This window comes from Kitasatospora sp. NPDC056076 (assembly GCF_042266305.1).
In the GTDB taxonomy this organism is placed as follows: domain Bacteria; phylum Actinomycetota; class Actinomycetes; order Streptomycetales; family Streptomycetaceae; genus Kitasatospora.
Genome location: NZ_JBHJWG010000060.1, coordinates 1 through 15,619, shown reverse-complemented (window position 1 = coordinate 15,619; position 15,619 = coordinate 1). Strand labels below are relative to the sequence as shown.

General features: G+C 74.3%; 15 protein-coding genes. 4 read left to right on the top strand and 11 right to left on the bottom strand.

The window, feature by feature from the left end:
- Positions 1-109: 109 nt before the first annotated feature.
- Together ACFC1T_RS34185 and ACFC1T_RS34180 are read right to left on the bottom strand one after the other, a co-directional pair.
- Complete coding sequence (locus ACFC1T_RS34185) at positions 110-319, bottom strand: cold-shock protein (protein ID WP_375895484.1); 210 nt, start codon at positions 317-319, stop codon at positions 110-112.
- Between the two features lie 271 nt (positions 320-590).
- Positions 591-1,646 carry a helix-turn-helix transcriptional regulator gene (locus tag ACFC1T_RS34180; protein WP_375895439.1) on the bottom strand — a complete coding sequence of 352 codons (1,056 nt, stop codon included), beginning with the start codon at positions 1,644-1,646 and terminating at the stop codon, positions 591-593.
- 479 nt (positions 1,647-2,125) lie between these two features.
- Here ACFC1T_RS34180 and ACFC1T_RS34175 point away from each other — a divergent pair, with 479 nt between their 5' ends.
- Positions 2,126-3,208 carry a TQXA domain-containing protein gene (locus ACFC1T_RS34175; RefSeq protein ID WP_375895437.1) on the top strand — a complete coding sequence of 361 codons (1,083 nt, stop codon included), beginning with the start codon at positions 2,126-2,128 and terminating at the stop codon, positions 3,206-3,208.
- Positions 3,209-3,280: 72 nt separating this feature from the next.
- On the opposite strand, the gene ACFC1T_RS34170 is transcribed toward ACFC1T_RS34175, so the two are convergent.
- On the bottom strand, positions 3,281-4,378 hold the full coding sequence (locus ACFC1T_RS34170) for a trypsin-like serine peptidase (RefSeq protein ID WP_375895435.1): 1,098 nt from the start codon (positions 4,376-4,378) through the stop codon (positions 3,281-3,283).
- 146 nt (positions 4,379-4,524) lie between these two features.
- Here ACFC1T_RS34170 and ACFC1T_RS34165 point away from each other — a divergent pair, with 146 nt between their 5' ends.
- Positions 4,525-5,283 carry a serine hydrolase gene (locus tag ACFC1T_RS34165; RefSeq protein WP_375895432.1) on the top strand — a complete coding sequence of 253 codons (759 nt, stop codon included), beginning with the start codon at positions 4,525-4,527 and terminating at the stop codon, positions 5,281-5,283.
- Here the strand turns inward: ACFC1T_RS34165 and ACFC1T_RS34160 are convergent.
- The 8 genes from ACFC1T_RS34160 to ACFC1T_RS34125 all read right to left on the bottom strand — a co-directional run bounded on the left by ACFC1T_RS34160 (position 5,273) and on the right by ACFC1T_RS34125 (position 13,030).
- Positions 5,273-5,452, bottom strand: a complete 180-nt coding sequence (locus ACFC1T_RS34160) for a hypothetical protein (protein WP_375895429.1) — start codon at positions 5,450-5,452, stop codon at positions 5,273-5,275. The genes ACFC1T_RS34165 and ACFC1T_RS34160 overlap by 11 nt on opposite strands.
- 104 nt (positions 5,453-5,556) lie before the next feature.
- The gene (locus tag ACFC1T_RS34155; RefSeq protein ID WP_375895427.1) at positions 5,557-5,976 is read right to left on the bottom strand and encodes a DUF2690 domain-containing protein; all 420 of its coding nucleotides are present in this window, start codon (positions 5,974-5,976) and stop codon (positions 5,557-5,559) included.
- A gap of 231 nt (positions 5,977-6,207) precedes the next feature.
- Entirely contained in the window at positions 6,208-7,341 is a 1,134-nt protein-coding gene (locus ACFC1T_RS34150; protein WP_375895425.1) for an FAD-dependent monooxygenase, read from the bottom strand.
- Positions 7,342-7,388: 47 nt separating this feature from the next.
- Positions 7,389-8,006, bottom strand: coding sequence for an ATP/GTP-binding protein (locus tag ACFC1T_RS34145; RefSeq protein ID WP_375895423.1), 618 nt, complete (start codon positions 8,004-8,006; stop codon positions 7,389-7,391).
- A 3-nt stretch (positions 8,007-8,009) separates the two neighbouring features.
- Positions 8,010-8,375 carry a DUF742 domain-containing protein gene (locus ACFC1T_RS34140; RefSeq protein WP_375895482.1) on the bottom strand — a complete coding sequence of 122 codons (366 nt, stop codon included), beginning with the start codon at positions 8,373-8,375 and terminating at the stop codon, positions 8,010-8,012.
- 104 nt (positions 8,376-8,479) lie between these two features.
- On the bottom strand, positions 8,480-8,926 hold the full coding sequence (locus ACFC1T_RS34135; RefSeq protein ID WP_375895420.1) for a roadblock/LC7 domain-containing protein: 447 nt from the start codon (positions 8,924-8,926) through the stop codon (positions 8,480-8,482).
- Entirely contained in the window at positions 8,926-11,838 is a 2,913-nt protein-coding gene (locus ACFC1T_RS34130; protein WP_375895418.1) for a nitrate- and nitrite sensing domain-containing protein, read from the bottom strand. Before ACFC1T_RS34130 ends, ACFC1T_RS34135 begins: the two co-directional genes overlap by 1 nt.
- Before the next feature lie 502 nt (positions 11,839-12,340).
- Positions 12,341-13,030, bottom strand: a complete 690-nt coding sequence (locus tag ACFC1T_RS34125; RefSeq protein WP_375895479.1) for a FadR/GntR family transcriptional regulator — start codon at positions 13,028-13,030, stop codon at positions 12,341-12,343.
- A 281-nt stretch (positions 13,031-13,311) separates the two neighbouring features.
- Here ACFC1T_RS34125 and ACFC1T_RS34120 point away from each other — a divergent pair, with 281 nt between their 5' ends.
- Both ACFC1T_RS34120 and ACFC1T_RS34115 read left to right on the top strand, forming a co-directional pair.
- Entirely contained in the window at positions 13,312-15,069 is a 1,758-nt protein-coding gene (locus ACFC1T_RS34120; protein WP_375895415.1) for a 2-isopropylmalate synthase, read from the top strand.
- A 7-nt stretch (positions 15,070-15,076) separates the two neighbouring features.
- On the top strand, positions 15,077-15,586 hold the full coding sequence (locus ACFC1T_RS34115; RefSeq protein ID WP_375895413.1) for a YbaK/EbsC family protein: 510 nt from the start codon (positions 15,077-15,079) through the stop codon (positions 15,584-15,586).
- Positions 15,587-15,619: the final 33 nt, after the last annotated feature.

Sequence of the window (15,619 nt, the reverse complement as noted above, 5' to 3'; positions counted from 1 at the left end):
CCCGCCTCGCCGTGCGCCTGCCCCTCCCGGGGGTCCGGTGCTGCTGCCCGGGCGGCGGGGGGGTTTTTTTTTCAGGCCCCCCCCCCCCCCCCCCCCACTCCGGTGATCCTCAGCCGAACGGGATGACGTCGACGGCCTGCGGACCCTTGGGGCCCTGTACCACCTGGTACTCGACCCGCTCGCCCTCTCTCAGGCCCAGGAAGCCGCTGCCGACAACGGACGAGTAGTGGACGAAGACGTCCGGGCCGGGGACGTCCGGCGTGATGAAGCCGTACCCCTTCTCGGTGTTGAACCACTTCACGGTGCCGAGGTTGACCAGGGCGCGCTGGCTCCGGGCGGACGGCGCGGCCGCCGCCCATCCCGGGGCGGCGGCCGCCAGCAGGGTGCCGAGGGCGAGCAGGGGAACGCACACCAGGGCTGCCGTGCGGGCACGAGGGGTGGGACGGGTCATCGCAGGTCTCCTGTCGGGGTCCGGGGTCCGGTCCGGGGGTCCGGGGAGCCGAGGCCGGGTCCGACCGGCTCCGCGGCCATGGTCGGGCGTGCTGCGGTCCGCTGCCCGGCGACTGTGCGCCGAGTAGCCGTACGTACGGTCAGAGCCAGTTCCGGTTCCGGGCGGCCAGCGCGGCCTGGAAGCGGTTCGGGGCGTCCAGGCGGCGCATCAGTGCGGCGACGTGGCCGCGGTAGGTCCGCAGCGACATGTCCAGGGCGCGGGCGCCGGCCTCGTCCTTGTCGACCCGGGCCATGGCCCGCAGCACCTCCCGCTCGACCCCGCTCGGCAGCCGCTCCCCGATGCCGCAGGACTGCGACCAGCGGCGCTCGAACAGGGCCAACAGGTGCGACAGCAGGCCCGGTTGGCGGATGACCAGGGCGCCCCGGGTGATGTCCTGCGGGTCGGTGGCCACCAGGGCGGTGCGGCGGTCGAAGACCACCATCCGTTCCAGCGGTGCGGCGGTGCCGCGGACCTCGGCGCCCTGTTCGGCCAGTTCGGTCGCGAAGCGGCTGATCCGGTGGCTGTCGAGGGCGCTGGCGTGCAGGATGGTCCGCATCCGCAGGCCGCGCCGCAGGTACTTGAGGTCGGAGGCCCGGACGGCGTCGAGGGCGGCGGAGATGATCGGCCCCGGGTGGGTGGTGAGCCGTTCCTCGCGGGCGAAGAACGACAACTCGTCGACGCAGGCGATCACTTGGTCGATGCCCTCGACGTACCGGAGCTCGCCGCTCGCCCCCTGCCGCCCCGCCCGCTGCCTCCCCGCCCGCTGGTCCTCCAGCAGGCCGTCCACCAGGTGGCGAGCGGAGACGACCCGCCGGATCTCGTCCTGGAGCCCGTCGAGCCGGCGCCGAGCCAGCCGTTCGACGGCGGCCTGCGGGTCGACGCCGTCGAAGGCGGGCCGGCCGTTCAGGGCGGTCGCCAGGCCGAGCTCGCGGAGCCCGGTCACGGCGGCCCGGGCGGCGTCGTGGTCGAGTCCGCAGGCGAGGGCGATCGCGGCGATTCCGATGCCGGGGGAGCGCAGGAGTAGCCGGTAGACCGACTCCTCCCGGGCGCTGACGCCCAGTACTGCCAGTGCGTTGCCTTCCACGCGGGTGCCCTCGGAGATCGTCGGAGCGGAGACGGCGGCCCGGGTCGGGGCGCCGCAGGAGAGAGCGTCCAACAGTCGCCGGGGGCTCCCCAGGGACCTCCGCCCCGATCGGCCGGGACCAACGTCCCGGGGGTCGCAGGAAGTTGCAGCCGAGTGGTGCAGGCAGTGCCGGTCGGAACCGGGCGTCGGCCGGGCCGGGCGCCGCTAGGTTCGTTCGTGTCCGCAGGGGCAGGCCCAGGACCGCTCGCCGTGGTTGCGGATGCCGGTCGGGTGGGCCGCCGGGCCATAGGCCGGGCCTATGGGTGCATAGAGCGGGCCCCGGAACTCACACAGGAGAAGAACCAGCAGTGAAGTGGAAGCACGCAGTTCGTGCGGCGGCCGCCGTGCTCGCGACCGGAGTGCTGGCGGTCGGGGGGCTCGCACCGACGGAGGCCGCCGGTGCGGACGGGCCCGCTGTTCACCCCGCGCACGTGTCGGCCAGCAGGCTCGTCGGCCGTGGTGAGTTCGTGTCCTTCGGCGACAGCGAGGGGGACGGGGCCGAAGGAGGCCTGATGGAGCTGAGGACCTTGGATCCTCCGACCGCCGTGTTCGGCTACTCCCTCGACGCCCGGGGCACGATGAAACTCGGTTCGCCGTACGAGGTGGGCCGGACGTCCGACGTGCCGACGTTGAAGGGCCGGGCCGGGAAGGTCAGTTGGATCATGCAGCACGGGTACCCGTCGGTCACCGCCGGTGAGCTCGGGAAACTCGTGCAGGGCGAGCTCACGGCGTCGCAGGCAGCCGTGGCGACCCAGGCCGCCATCTGGCGCCTCACCAACAACGTCAAGGGGGTCGTGAACAGCCCCGTGCCCGACAGGCTCGTCGACTACCTCGTCTCGCACGCCGTCGATGTCGAGGAACCGGCCGCTCCGCTGGCCCTCGTTCCCGGCACGGTGACCGGGAGCGCCGGGTCGCTGCTCGGGCCGATCACGGTCACCACCACCGGCGATCAGGCTGCCGGGCTCCTCGACCCGGCAGCGGTCGCGGCCGGTGTCGTGCTCACCGACCGGGCGGGCAACGTCCTCTCGGACGGCGACGGCGCGTTGATCCGCCCGGCCGGGAACGGTGACCCGCTCTTCGTGAAGGTCCCGGCGGGCGCGAAGCCGGGCAGCGGAACCGTCAGCGTGGCGGGGCTGGTGCCGGCCCGGGCGGGCCTGGTGGTCGTCAGTCCGGACAGCGAGCCCGTGATCCTCGCAGGCCTCAACAAAGTTCACACCATCACGCGAGCGGCGGTGAGTTGGACCGCGCCCACCTCCTCGCCCTCGCCCACGTCCTCGCCGGTGCCCACCTCCTCGCCGTCCCCGACCACGACCCCGAGCGACTCGGCGAGGCCGACGGCAACACCGACCACGACGTCCGGCCCGAGCCCGAGCCCGAGCCCGAGCGCGACGTCCGGTCCGAGTGCCACGTCGGGCCCGAGCCGGAGTCCGGCCCCGAGCGGGAGCCCCTCGGCGACCCCTGGGGGTGCACTCGCCTCCACCGGGGCCGGGGACGGCGTCGGGTTCGCGGCCGCGGCCGGTGTCGGGCTGCTCCTGGTCGGCGGTGGGCTGGTCCTGCTCCACGAGCGCCGTCGGCGCCGCCGGGACGGCGCCTGAGCGCGGGGCGCCCCGGAGTGGGAAGTCGGCCGGTCCGACTTCCCACTCCAGTCCGCTGTCCTCCCGTACGGCTCAGCCGTCGGCCCGGGCGCCCTGGGCGGCCTGGTAGAGCGGTTTGGTGATCGCGGAGGTGAACTGCGGGCCGACGAGGTGCCGGGTGCACGAGGGGGTGCCGCGCTCGCAGACCTGGCCCGAGGAGTCGAAGAAGCCCGCCTGGGTGTTGTCGCCCACCACGGTGCCGATCCCGGCGGACGGGTCGAAGTCGGCGATGCGGGGACCGCCGCTGGAGCCGCCGCCCATGACGCAGGGGGCGCCCCACAGGCCCCGGGGCTCCGGGTGGTCCTTGGTGCCGGGGTACTCGAGGGTCTGCCCGGTGCAGTGGGCGAGCCTGGCCCCGGTGAACTCGGGCAGGCCCGAGCGCGCGGGATCGCCCGAAGACTCCCGCGGATAGCCGAACTGGTGGACCGTGGCGTTGCCCGGCCGGTCGAAGCCGATCCGCTGTGCGGCGCCGACGGCGTCCTGGACGCGCCGGCCCTCGGCGTTGCGGTTCAGGACCAGGAACGCCTGGTCGTAGGCGTCGAACCGCAGGCCGTTCTGCTGGTCGTTGAGCAGCCAGGTGGTGTCGGCGATCCCGGCCCGGGCGACGAACTTGCCGTACGGGGCGAGGCCGTCGTGGTAGCCGGGGACGAACATCTCGTTCGACAGCCACTCGTTGTTGTCACCGAGGAGGTCGGTGCTGTTGACGCAGTGCGCCGCCGTGACGACGGTGCTGCGGTTCGCGCTGTTCACGACGGTCGCGGTGCAGCTCTCGTCCTCACCGTGGTTGGTGAAGAAGAGCCTGCCCACTGTTCTGCTCAGGGTGTCGGACCCGGTCCACGGGCCGCCGTCCGGGCCGCTCCTGGGCGGGTTGCCGGAGGACGGCTGGTTCAGGGCGGCCATCCGTTCCGGGGTCCAGTACGCCAGGACGGCCTGCTGCTGCGCGGCCGTGACCGCCGACGGGTGGACGGCGACCCGGCTCGTGGCGGCGCCGGTCGCCGGGTCGGCCGTCGCGCCGTCCACCGGGTCGGCTGCGGCGGGTGCGGCCAGGGCGAGCCCGGCGGCCAACACGGCGGTCGTCAGGGCGAGGTGAGTGCGTGTCCGGTTCCTGGTCCGGTCATGTGTGGGTGACATGGACGGCACTGTAGGAACGGGAGGTCAGGTTCACGTCCGGGGAGCGTCTCATCCGTCCATCGATCACGTCAGGTTCCGCCGGAGAGCGTCACGTTCGTGTATCGGCGGTCACCGGTTCCGGGGCGGACATCCCCTACTCTTCCTCCATGCTGTCTGTGGTGGTGGCCCCCTGGGCGGGCGACGCGGAGCCGGTCCTGCTGCGCGCGCCGGACGAACTGCACGACGCCGCGAGCACGATGAAGGTCGCGGTCCTGGCGGCGCTGGCCCGCGGCGGGGTGGACCTCGACGCCGAGGTGCCGGTGGTGAACCGCTTCGAGTCCGTCGTCGGCGGGGAGTTCGGCAACGATCCCGAATGGGACAGTGATCCGCTGCCCTGGGAACTGCTGGGCACCCACGTGCCGCTGCGGCTGCTGGCCGAGCGGATGATCACCCACTCCTCCAACCTGGCCACCAACCTCTGCCTGGCCCGCACCGACCAGCGGACGGTGGCCGAGGTGTGGCGCCGGGCGGGGGCCACCCGCAGCTCCAGCCCGCGCGGGATCGAGGACTACGCGGCGCGCGCGGCGGGCGTGCACAACCGGGTGAGCGCCCGTGACCTGGTCCGCCTGCTGCACTCGCTCGCCGACGAGCCGGAGTTGCTGGCGCTGCTGGAACGCAACGACTACCGGGTCGACCTCGCGGCCGGTGTCCCGCCGGGCACCCGGATCGCGTTCAAGAACGGCTGGGTGCCCGGCGCCCGGCACTGCGTCGGCCTGGTCCACCCGTACGACTGCCCGCCGTACCTGATCGCCGTCTGCTACACCGGCCCGCTCGCCGACGGCACCGACCGCACCGACCCGGCGGCCCGCCTGCTGGCCCGGATCTCGCGGGCGGTCTGGCAGCGGCGCAAGGAGATCACCCGCTGATCGCGGGCATCGGCGTGCCGTCCGGTTTCCAGGCGGCGACGATCCGGTAGTCCCAGTCGCCGCTCCTCCCGTTGGCCGGTTCCCGCCACCGCACCCCGGCGGCGGTGAGGTCGGCCATGGCCGAGTCGAGGTCGGGCACGGTGAAGCAGACGTGGTAGGAGCCGGTCATGACCACCAGCCTGCTATCGCCCCGCGCGGGCGCGAGCCCCGCGACGGCCCGTGCCGCCGCCGCGGTCCCCGTCAGGGGGACCGCGGCGCGCGGGTCGGGTCGGGTCAGGACCAGAGGGTGGAGGAGGCCATGGTGCCGTCGGGCCGGTAGTCGGCGGCGTAGGCGTAGATGTCGGCGTCGTTGACCATCGCGGTGTAGACCGTCCCGCCCGAGCTGCCGGCGGTGACGGTCCGCTCCTCGTTGTTGGTGTTGTGGACGACGTACTTGTGGCCCGCGCTGGCGCCCTTCATCCGGGCCCAGACGGCGCGGCAGGTGCGGCTGTAGCGCAGTTCGACGCCGGTGTCGGCGGTCAGCAGCGTGGTGGCGTCGTTCTGGCAGACGGTGCTCGCCGGGTCCAGGCCGGTGCAGCTGGCCGCGTAGCAGGTGGTCGCGGCCGAGGCAGGGGCCGAGCCGAGCGCGATGCCGGACAGGGCCAGGGCCAGGGTCGAGCCGATCATCGCTGCCTTGCGGGTGATGGGGCGCATCGTGTGTTCCTCGTCCTCGGGTGCTGGATCCGTACGGGGCCCGACTATCCGGCCCGGACCCGGTGTCCCGCTACGCCTTGGGATCCCCGGGACGTCCCGTCCCCGTCCAGGGATCGCACCCGGGAACCGAGTCCGAGGACAGGACCCGGGACAGCGGCCGAGGAGCGCGAACGGCCGCGCCCCGCCGGACGGTTCCGGCAGGGCGCGGGGTCACGACGCGAGGCGACCGCCTCAGTACGGCTTGACGAGGACGTGCGCGGCGCCCGGGATGCCGATCTTGAGCAGCTCGTCCTCCTCCGGGGTGGTCGGCGTGCCGGTCTCCTGCTTGAGGACGGCGCGGGACAGCGACTGCACCCACATGGCGCGCGGGCGGCGGCGCGCCTCCCAGGCGGTGAGGGCGGCCGGGACGTCGGACGCCGCGTCGAGGCTCTCGGCGAGGACGAGGGCGTCCTCGACGGCCATCGCGGCGCCCTGGGCGAGGTGCGGGGTGGAGGCGTGGGCGGCGTCGCCGGCGAGGACGACGCGGCCGACGTGCCAGGGCTCCTCGACGGTGACCTGGGAGATCCGGGAGTAGACCACGGCGGCCGGGTCGGTGACCTGGGCGAGGGCCTCGGCGATGGGGCCGCCGAAGCCGGCCAGCCGCTCGTGGAGCTGCTCGTGGGCGCGGTCCGGGTCCGGGCGGAAGTCCTCGGCCTCGGCGAACACCGAGCCCAGGTACATGAGTTCCTCGCTGATCGGGGTGAGCAGCGCCTTGGCCTTCAGGTTGCCGGCGGACATCACCACGCCCTTGACCTCGGGCGAACGCGGCAGTGTGACGCGCCAGTTGGCGAAGCCGGTGTACTCGGGGGCGTACGCGTCGCCGTACAGGTGCCGGCGCAGCGGCGAGCCGATGCCGTCGAAGCCGACGACCAGGTCGTAGCGGCCGCCGTGGCCGTCGGTGAGGGTGACGTCGACCCCGGTGCCGTCGTCCGCCACCGACGCGATGGTGGTCCCGAAGCGGACCTCGGCGCCGGCCGAGGTGGCGGCGGCGGCCAGCACCCGGGCCAGGGCGGGGCGCGGTATGCCGTTGTTGGAGGGGGCGTCGCCCATCCGGGGCTGGGGGATCTGCGCGAGGGTGGTGCCGGCCGGGTCGCAGATGGTCAGCACCTCCCACTCGAAGCCGACGGCGAGGCACTCGTCCAGCACGCCGATCTCGCGCATCACGTGCAGGGCGTTGGACGGCTGGATGATGCCGACGCCCAGGGCCTCCAGCTCGTCGCGCAGTTCGGCGACGTCGACGTGGTGACCGCGCCGGGCGAGGGCGGTGGCGAGGGTGAGGCCGCCGATGCCGCCGCCGTGGACGAGGACGCGCAGGGGTGTGGTCATGGAAGGGTGCTCCAGAGTACGGGGCTCGAGCGGGGGCTCGAACGGGCTCAGCCGACGGGGGTGGCGGCGAGGTCCATCAGGTGGTCGACCAGGGCGAGCAGCAGGTCGCGGCCGAAGCCGCGCTCGCGCACGTCGCCGATCAGCATCGGGACCTGCGGGTCGAGGTCGAGCGCGGCCCGGATCTCCTCCGGGGTACGGGTGTTGTGGCTGTGGAAGCAGTTGATGGCGACCACGAACGGGATGCCGCGGCTCTCGAAGAAGTCGATCGAGGCGAAGCTGGTGTCGAGCCGCCGGGTGTCGGCGATGACGATGCCGCCGAGGGCGCCGTTGACCAGGTCGTTCCACATGAACCAGAAGCGCTCCTGGCCGGGCGTGCCGAACAGGTAGACCACCAGCTCGGGGCTGACGGTGATCCGGCCGAAGTCGAGGGCGACGGTGGTGGTGTCCTTCTGGTCGACGCCGTCCAGGTCGTCGACGCCGACGCTGGCCGTGGTCAGGTACTCCTCGGTGCGCAGCGGGGTGACCTCGCTGACCGAGCCGACCAGGGTGGTCTTGCCGACGCCGAAGCCACCCGCGATCAGGATCTTGACCGCGGCGGGGGCCGCGGCGGGGGCGGCGGGGGCCGCGGAGGCGGCAACGGGTGCGGGGGAGTGGGGTGTTGCCATGGTTCAGAGTCTCCGGAGTCCTTCGCGTACGGCCGTGAGCAGGCCGAGGTCCACGCCCCCGGCGGCGCGGGCGACCGAGAGGGGTGCCCGGGCCTTCAGCAGGCCCTGGGCGACGAGGTCGCCCAGCAGGATCTTGGTGACCGAGACCGGGAGGTCCAGGCCGGCCGCGACCTCGGCGACGGCGGCCGGGCGGCGGCAGCGGTCGAGGATCAGCCGGTGTTCGGGCTGGAGGCCGCGGGCGCCGGTGCGGCTGCCCCGCGCCAGGGCCGCGTCGGCCTCCTCCTCGGCCGTGGTGAGCACGGTGATCAGGGTGAGGTCGTCGCGCTCGGGCGCGGTCCGGCCGCGGGTGATGGTGTACGGGCGGACCATGACGCCGGTCTCGTCCTCGGCGTACGGTTCCTCCAGCTCACTCCAGTGCGGCGTCCGGCCGCGGGCCCGCGGGTCCTCCTCGCCGGTGTGCGGCCCCACCCCGGTCAGCCCCGGGTCCGGGAGGCGAAGACGTCGAAGGACGCGGGGGCGCCCTCGGCGCGGGCCGGGGTGGTGAGCTTCTGGCCGACCTGCTGCACCAGGGTGTGCATGGCGACGGACATCACCTCGGCGTCGACCTCCTGGGAGGCGACCACGGCCAGGTGGGTGCCCTGGGCGGCGGCGATGACGAACAGCCAGCACTCGGCGAGCTCGACGATCACCTGGTGCACCGGCCCGCCGTCGAAGAGCTGGCCGACGCCCCGGGCGAGCGACTGCTGGCCGGTGGCCACGGCGGCGAGGCGCTCGGCGTCGGCGCGCTCGATGGTGCGGGAGTGGCTGACCACGAGGCCGTCGTCGGAGAGCAGGACGGCGTTGCGGGTCCCGGGCACCGAGTCGACGAGTCCGTCCAGCAGCCAGTCCAGGTCCTGGTGGGTGGCGATCGTGCGGTTCATCACTGGTCATCCGTTCGTGTGGTTCGGGGGTCCGCGGCCGGCAGGGCCCAGGGGGAGGGCGCCGACGCGGGGGCGGGGGGACCGGCGGGCGGAGCGGGGGGAGCCGGCGGGGTGGGGCGGGCGGGCAACGGGTGTTCGCCGCTGTCCTGGGAGCGGGCGGCGCGGGACTGCCGCTGGAAGGCGCCGATGGTGGCGCCGGAACGGCGGACGGGCCGTTCGGCGCGCTCGGGGTGCTCGGGACGCTCGGCGCCCTGGGGGTGCTCGGGCGGGGCGGCGGGCTGCCCGACGCTGGGCTGCCCGGCCGCCGGGTCGACCCACTCCTGCCGGGTCGGCGGGGGCACCCGCAGCTCGGCGGCCAGGCTGGCCTGGCGGACGCGCTGGGGCAGCGGCGGCTGGCCGCCCTCGACCTGGCTCACCGGCACGGCGGAGGGGTACTCGCGGTGCCGGCGCCGCTCGGCCAGCCGGTAGTGGTCGGCCGGGCGGTACTGCTCGTCGGCGTACGGGGCCTCGGCCTCGGTGACCCGGGCGTAGGCGATGTCCGGGTAGGCGGGGGCCTCCGGCGCGGGGGTGGCGGTGCCGGTGGCGGGCTGCGCCCCGGCCGGTGCGGCGGCGTAGGCCGGGGCCGGGTCGACGGGGGAGCTGTGCTGGATCGGCTGCTCGTACGACGGCGCCTGCTCGAACGGCTGCGGCTGCCCGTACGGCTGCGGCGACGCCTGCTGACGGGGCTGCGCCGGGAACGGGGCCTCCGGGAACGGGGCCTCCGAGAACGGTGGTTCCGGGAACGGCGCTTCCGAGAACGGTGGTTCCGGGAGCGGGGTTTCCAGCGGCCCCGGCTCCTGGAAGGCCGGGGCGACGCACTGCGCCGGAGCGGCGGTCGCGACCGGTGCGCCGACGCCGGCCCCGAGGCCGACCCCGCCGGCCCCCACCGGCAGCTGCTCGAAGGAGTCCACCGGTGCGACCGGCGGCCCGACCGCGACGGCCGGCTGGGCCGCCTCGTCGGAGGCGGAGCGCACCGCCCGGCGGGAGCGCCGGACCAGCGGGATGGGTTCGACGGGGGCGGCGTCCGGGAGTCCGGCGTCGCCGTCGATGACCAGCTCGTCGGGGACGAGCACGACCACCCTGGTGCCGCCGAAGGCGGACGGCCGGAACTCGATCCTGAGTCCGGTGAGCGAGGCGAGCCGGGCGACGACGTGGAAGCCGAGCCGGATGTCGTCGGCCCGGGCGAGCACGTCGGTGCGCGGCGGGCGGCTCATCAGCTCGTTGGCCGCGTCGTACTGTTCCGGGTCCATGCCGAGGCCGCGGTCCTCGATCTCGACCGCGAGGCCGCGGCCGACCATGGCGGCCCGGACCTCGACCGGGGTGGGCGGCTTGGAGAAGGTGGTGGCGTTCTCCATCAGCTCGGCGAGCACGTGGGCGACCGGCCCGACGGCCCGTTCGGAGAGCCAGGGGTGGCCCTCGACGTCGATCATGATCCGCCGGTAGTCCTGCACCTCGCCCTGGGCGGAGCGCAGCACGTCCAGCAGCGGGACGGGCTTGCGCCAGCGCCGCTGGGGCTGGCCGCCGGCCATGATGACGAGGTTCTCCTCGTAGCGGCGCAGGCGGGCGGTGAGGTGGTCGAGGTCGAACAGGCCCTCCAGGACCTCCGGGTCCTCGTGCTTGCGCTCCAGTTCGTCGAGCTTGCGCAGCTGGCGCCCGATCAGCAGCTGGGTGCGGCGGGCGATGCGCTGGAGCAGCCGTTCGAAGCCGCGGTGCTGGTCGGCCTGCCGGACGGCGGCCTCCAGGGCGGCGGAGCGGGCCAGGTTGAGGGCCTGGCCGAGGCGGGCGAGTTCGTCGGTGCCGTTGCCGTGCTCGCCGGTGGTGACGGCGCGGCTCGCGGCCTCGGTGTCGACCTGTTCGCCGCGGCCGAGGCGGTCGACCACCTCGGGCAGGGTGCGCTCCATCTCCTCGGCCTGGGTGTGGAGTTCCTTGATGCGGCGGCGCAGCGAGCGGCTGAGCCGCCAGGAGGCGATGACCACCGCGATGACGGTGATCAGGCCGACCACGGCGGTCAGCACGACGCGGGTGAGCAGGCCGAGGATGGTGCCCTTGCCGACCTCGACGATGGCGCCGGTGCGGGCCTCGATGGCCTTGACCAGCTGGGGGTTGAGCTGGTCGACGGCCTGGCGCCACTGGTCCTGGGCGGCGGGCAGTTTGACGGTGCCGTTGGACTCGGCGGCGGTGGGCCGGGTGAGCTGCTGCTCGACGGCGGTCTTGGCCTGCCAGGCGGGGCTGTTCATCAGGTCGTGCCAGGCGGCGGCCTCGCCGTCCGGGACGTACGGGACGACCTGGACGGTGAACAGGTGGTCCTGGGCGCCGATCAGCTGCTGGACCTGCTGGTAGTCGGCGGTGCTGAGCCGGCCGGTGGGCCAGCCGCGGGCCAGGACGGCGTCCTCGCGGGCCAGCATCTCCTTGGCCCAGAAGGAGTTGACCAGGGTCTTGGACACCCAGGTGACCTCGCCCGCGTCGACGTGGCTGAGCGCGGTGAACAGCCGCAGGTCGACGGCGATGAGGTCGGTGTAGTACGTGAAGACGGCCTGCTGGTCGAGGGCGCCCTTGTCGACGGCGGCCCGTTCCTCGGCCAGTTTGCCCATGGCCTGCCGGGCTTCGGCGACGGCGGTGCGGACGTCGTCGGGGGCGTTGTCGGCGGTCTCGCCGGACAGCGCCTGGAACTGGCGCACCGCGTCGTCGGTCAGCTGCCGCTGGTGGCGCAGCTGGTCGGCGTTGCTGCCGGGCCGGGCGAGCGCCTCGGCGCTGAGCCGGCGCTCCTCCTGGAGGTTGTAGTAGACGATGTTGGACGGCTGGCCGGCCTTCTGGGCGAGCATGCCCTGGGCGGCCTGGCGCTGGAAGTCGAAGACGGTCTCACCGCTGGTCACCGCCCAGAGGGCGACCAGGGCCAGGCTGGGGACGACGGCCAGGACGAGCAGCGCCGTCCGCAGGGACAGGCGTGGACGCCTGCGGGGGGTCTTCGGCGTCGGGGGCCGCCGATTCGCACGCGCGCGCAGAGCAGACTCCTTGGGACTGGCGGCCGGCCGGTGAGGGGCGGGCCGTCCGGGCACGGGCTTTTGACGAAGCGATACTAGCCATATCGTGTGATTGGAGTGAAAGCCCGTGTGCCACCTGCGTGGTGCTTGTGCACCAGCCGGACACAATGTCACCCCCGCGTTGACCGTTTGTGTCCGAAGCAGCCGGGTTTGCTCCTGCCTGACACAGTGTCGCCCCCACCTCGGGCCGTTGGGTGGCCGCGGTGTGAAAACTGTGTGACGCCCCCTCCGGAAGACGGCCCGCGCCCGCCGGTGGGTTCAGCGAGGGCCCCCCGCCGGTGACTTCGAGGGGAGCATCCGCCGGTGGGTTCAACGGGGCCGCCCGCCGCTGGGTTCAGTGCGGGCTGAGCAGCCGCGAGCGCGTCGACTCCAGCTCCGCCGCCAGCACCCGCCCCGCCGCCGCCGGATCGCCCTCGTGCAGCGCCCGCACCAGCTCCGCGTGCGAGTCGTACCCCTGGTTCGGATCCCCCTCGCGCAGGCCGAACAGTCCGACCAGGGCCACCAGGTGCTCCCGCAGCACCGGCGCGAACTGGGCGAAGAGGTCGTCCAGGACGGGGTTGTGGGCGGCGGCCACGATCGCCGTGTGCAGCGCGATGTCGGCGTCCACGAAGACCGCGTCGTCCGCGCCGCCGGCCGCCAGGCGTGCGGCCAGTGCGGCGTCCACGGCGGCCAGGTCGGTCTCCGTGCGGCGCTCGGCGGCCAGCCGGGCGGCCTGCACCTCGACCATCGTCCGCACCTCGTAGACGTGCGCCAGCTCGGCGGCCCGCAGCCGGGTGGCCCAGTCCCCGGCGGTCGGGCGGTCGGACGTCACGAACACCCCGGCGCCCTGGCGGGCGTGCACCATTCCGGCCGCGGCGAGGGTGCGCAGCGCCTCCCGGACGGTGGAGCGGCCGACGCCCAGCTCCTTGGCGAGCGCGACCTCGCCGGGCAGCCGGCCGCCGACCGGCCACTCGCCCGACCGGATCCGCCGCTCGATCAGTTCGGCGGCCTGGGCGGCGAGGTGGGAGGGGCGGAGCGGGGGCATCGTCGTCACCTGTCAGGTTGTCTGAGGACTTCGGTCATGGTTACCCTACCCGGCATGCAGCCGTGGAGCGCTCTCCTTCTTGGTGGCCGCAGCGGGGCGTGACCTGACCGGCACCCCGCTGCGGGGCGCCGTCCTGCCGGTCCCCGGAACCAGAGCGCGGGAATCCGATCCCGATCCGATCCCGAGCATCCGGTCGCGATCCCGATCCCGATCCCGATCCCGATGATCCGATCCCGCCGCCCGGTTCCGGTAACCGAGTCGAGGACCCCCGAGGACGCCCGATGCGATTCCCGACCCTGCACGCCCCCGCCGGCCCCACCCCGGCCGACGCCCCCGCCTGGAACCCCCAGCGCGGCGGCGCCATGCCCTCCCACCGCTACCGCCCCGCCCACGAGCGGGTCCAGGTGCCCGCCCTGCTGCGCCGCTGGCCCGGCCGCCGGACCGAGCGGGCCCCGCTCTGGGTGCCCGTCGACCTGCGCGACGGCAACCAGGCGCTCGCCGAGCCGATGGACCCGGCGCGCAAGCAGCGGATGTTCGACCTCTTCCTGGCCATGGGCTTCAAGGAGATCGAGGTCGGCTACCCCTCCGCCAGCCGCACCGACTTCGCGTTCGTGCGCCGGCTCGCCGAGACGCCCGGGGCGGTGCCGGAGGACGTCACCGTGGTCGTCTTCACCGCCGCCCGGGCCGACCTGATCGACCGCACCTTCGAGGCCGTCGAGGGCCTGCCGCGCGTCCTCGTCCACCTCTACACCGCCACCGCCCCGCTGTGGCGGGACGTCGTCCTCGGCAAGGACCGGGCCGAGCTGCGGGCGCTGATCACCGCCGCCGCCGAACGGATGGCCCGGCTCGGGGGCGACCGGGACGGCCTGCGGTTCCAGTTCTCGCCCGAGGTGTTCAACCTGACCGAACCGGACTACGTGCTGGAGGTCTGCAACGGCCTGACCGAGCTGTGGGACGCGAGTCCCGACCGGCCGGTGGTCCACAACCTGCCGGCCACCGTCGAGATCGCCACCCCCAACGTCTACGCCGACCAGATCGAGTACCTCGACCGCCACCTGGTCCGGCGCGACAGCGTGATCCTCTCCGTCCACCCCCACAACGACCGGGGCACCGGCGTCGCCTGCGCCGAACTGGCCGTGCTGGCCGGCGCCCAGCGGGTCGAGGGCTGCCTGTTCGGCAACGGCGAGCGCACCGGCAACGTCGACCTGGTCACCCTGGCGCTCAACCTGCACACCCAGGGCGTCGACCCGATGCTCGACCTGTCCGACATCGACACGATCCGCCGCACCGTCGAACACTGCAACCGGCTGCCCGTGCACGAACGCCACCCCTACGCGGGGGACCTGGTGCACACCGCCTTCTCCGGCACCCACCAGGACGCCATCAAGAAGGGCTTCGCCCGGCACGCGCGGACCGCCGCCGAACTCGGCCTGCCCGAACGGGAGGCGCCCTGGTCGGTGCCGTACCTGCCGATCGACCCGGCCGACCTCGGGCGCGACTACGAGGCGGTGATCCGGGTCAACAGCCAGTCCGGCAAGGGCGGCATCGCCTACCTGCTGCAGAGCGCCGCCGGACTGGAGCTGCCCCGGCGGCTGCAGATCGAGTTCGCCCGGGTCGTCCAGGAGGCCGCCGACGACAGCGGGCGGGAGGTGACCGGCGAGGAGCTGTACGCGGTGTTCCGGGGCGAGTACCTGGACGCCGGTGCCGCCCGCGCCTGGCGGGTCGACGGCGGCCGGGCCGAGGTGGACGGCCGCCCGGGCCGCGGCGCCGGTCCGGTGGACGCCGTCGCGGACGCGGTGGGGGTGGAGGTGCTCTCCTTCACCGAGCACAAGGTCGGGGGCAGCCCGGACGCGATCGCCTACGTCGAGGCCCGGGCGGGCGACGGCGCGGTGGTCTGGGGCGTCGGACGCGACGCCTCGGTGCTCACGGCCGGCGTACGGGCGGTGCTCAGCGCCGCCGCCCGCGCGGCCGCCCGCGCCGCTTCCGGAACGGCTTCCGGAATGGCGTCCGGGGTGGCTTCCGGACGCGGAAAGGCATGATGGGGCGATGAGTTCACTCCTTCCCGCACGAAGCGTCGCGGTCGCCGAGGCACTGGCGGCCGCCGGCGTCACCGGTGAGATCCTCGTCCTGCCCGACTCCGCCCGCACGGCGGCCGAGGCCGCTGCCGCCCTCGGCTGCGAGGTCGGGGCGATCGCCAACAGCCTGGTGTTCACCTGCGACGGCGAACCCCTGCTGGTGATGACCAGCGGCGCCCACCGGGTCGACACCGCCCACCTGGCGGCGGAGTTGGGCGCGGGCCGGATCACCCGGGCCTCCGCCGACCAGGTCCGCGAGGCCACCGGCCAGGCCATCGGCGGCGTCGCCCCCACCAGGCACCCGGCGCCGCTGCGGACCGTCGTCGACACCGCGCTGCGGCAGTACGAGGTGCTGTGGGCGGCGGCCGGGCACCCGCACACCGTGGTGCCGATGACGTACCAGGAGCTGCTGCGGGTCACCGGCGGCGCGGCGACGGCCGTGGTGCCGCCGTCGGAGCCGAGCGCGGCGGCCGACGGCTGACGGCCGGTAGCCGGGCTCGCAACGGCCCACCGC